This window comes from Acinetobacter sp. UBA1297, from assembly GCF_002307755.1.
GTDB lineage: Bacteria > Pseudomonadota > Gammaproteobacteria > Pseudomonadales > Moraxellaceae > Acinetobacter > Acinetobacter radioresistens.
The window spans coordinates 1-1,792 of record NZ_DBUF01000022.1 but is presented as its reverse complement, the minus strand read 5'-3'; the positions used below and the strand labels follow the sequence as shown (position 1 = coordinate 1,792).

General features: G+C 36.9%; 2 protein-coding genes. Both read right to left on the bottom strand.

Features of this window, described 5'->3' with window-relative positions:
* Positions 1–385: 385 nt before the first annotated feature.
* The gene (locus B3R63_RS10160; protein WP_034674777.1) at positions 386–1,315 is read right to left on the bottom strand and encodes a hypothetical protein; all 930 of its coding nucleotides are present in this window, start codon (positions 1,313–1,315) and stop codon (positions 386–388) included.
* 104 nt (positions 1,316–1,419) lie between these two features.
* Positions 1,420–1,710, bottom strand: coding sequence for a hypothetical protein (locus B3R63_RS10155; protein ID WP_034674780.1), 291 nt, complete (start codon positions 1,708–1,710; stop codon positions 1,420–1,422).
* Between the last annotated feature and the right edge of the window lie 82 nt (positions 1,711–1,792).

Sequence of the window (1,792 nt, the reverse complement as noted above, 5' to 3'; positions counted from 1 at the left end):
GCACAACTGCGAAGCATTGCGACTAAGCCAATGACTAGGCTTAACAATAAGAGGAATGTGCAAAGGTCAGCGAAGATTGAGCGCGGTTTACCGTACATCTCTTCCTGAGTTGGTTCTTGAAAGAGGATCTGAGTCGTTTGACTCTGAATTGGTTTTTGCTTCATAATGGCCTCGTAGTGTTGAAAAGCCCGTTTGATTTCCAGTCCAGCGGGCTTTTTTTATTGGGTACGAAGTAAATATCGCATTAACGATATATTTATGTCAATAGTGATAGAGATAAAATATCGCAAAAAAGATAAATATCTTAAATCTGTATATTTCTATGCTTTAATAGACAAAAGAAAACCCACCTTATCGGTGGGTTGGATGGATTGAATATTATTTTTTAGAACTCTAAATGGCCTTGCTTAACAATCTTGTGTTCTAGCACCTCAATGACCTGAAACTCTGTTTTTAGTTTTCCATGAGCGAAAGTTTGTATAGTTTTTAATTTAACCTTTAGAAGATCACCTTTACCAAACCTCAACTCACCAGAGTCAATTTTTCTTAGAAATTCCTCATCAAGAATAGCTGCATTGATTGGCGAGCCGCCATTATCAAACTTCCACTTATTATTATCTTTGAAAACCGCAGCCTCAATTTGCACAAATGTCTCAGTGATATTCTCACTTAGATCATTTTCAATTTCCTGGTATTCAAAGTAAGTTAATTCGGAGTCATCAATTGCTAGATCAGCATCCTTTTTATCACCAGTTCTGGACACAAAGAATGAATCAATCCCATCTTTCTCTAGTGGCTCGAGCATCTTGTTAAGATCGCCAACAATAGTTCGATTTTTATAAAGCTTTACTACTTTACCATCGGTTTCATAGTATTCAGTTTCATTAAGATACACCTTGAGGCGACCGTCTTCATCAATGATTTTGGTCGGCTTTTTACCCTTCAGGAACTTAATTAACCCAATAAGACCGGCACCACCAACAAATCCAACAATCTCAAGAATAGTCCAAGCATTAGATATCGCAGATGCATTATCACCAGCAAACATATCTCGAATTTGGCTGAGAAAATGCACAACCGTATGCAGCTCCATGCCAAAGCTGCCAGCTCTAAATGAAGCATTCACTTTTAAATTAAGATCGGCTTTATCCCCATTTAGGGCTTTATTTGCATTGGACAAGAGGTCGTTTACAGCAATCATAGCTGGCGCAAGGTCGCGAACATCCATTAAATGATGCTCTAACGCCCACCCATCATAGATTACATAAAATCTCTCTGCCATTTCCCCAACCACATCATCTTCAAGTTTACTCATATAGTATCAATCTGCGCTCATAGTTTCATTATATGTTTTACACATACTCGACACTGGTTGTCGTGTGCTGTGTCTTATGTATTCAAGCGCCACATATAGTGGCTTTAAATTTCTTCCTGTCCTGATATTTCTATTCTTGAAATAAGATCAATAGGCAATGAAAAGCTCTCACCTATAATAGTCTTAAAATTTATCCAGATAGCACCATCTTCATTTTCAAAATGAATACTAACCAGCTTTACGAGATTAAATGGCTTGGCATTATTAGGTAAAACAATATTATAGAGATAATTTTCACGTACATAGGAGATAAGCATTTGGTGAACAGCCATCTGCTCACCACTGCTTAATTCTCTGTACTTGCATAATTCTGGTAAGTTATATTTTTTATTCATTTATTATTATCCTGTGTTAAATAGGCCGCATATAGCGGCTTATTTTATTGTTAAGTTTACTAGGGTGTGTTGACACTTTTAG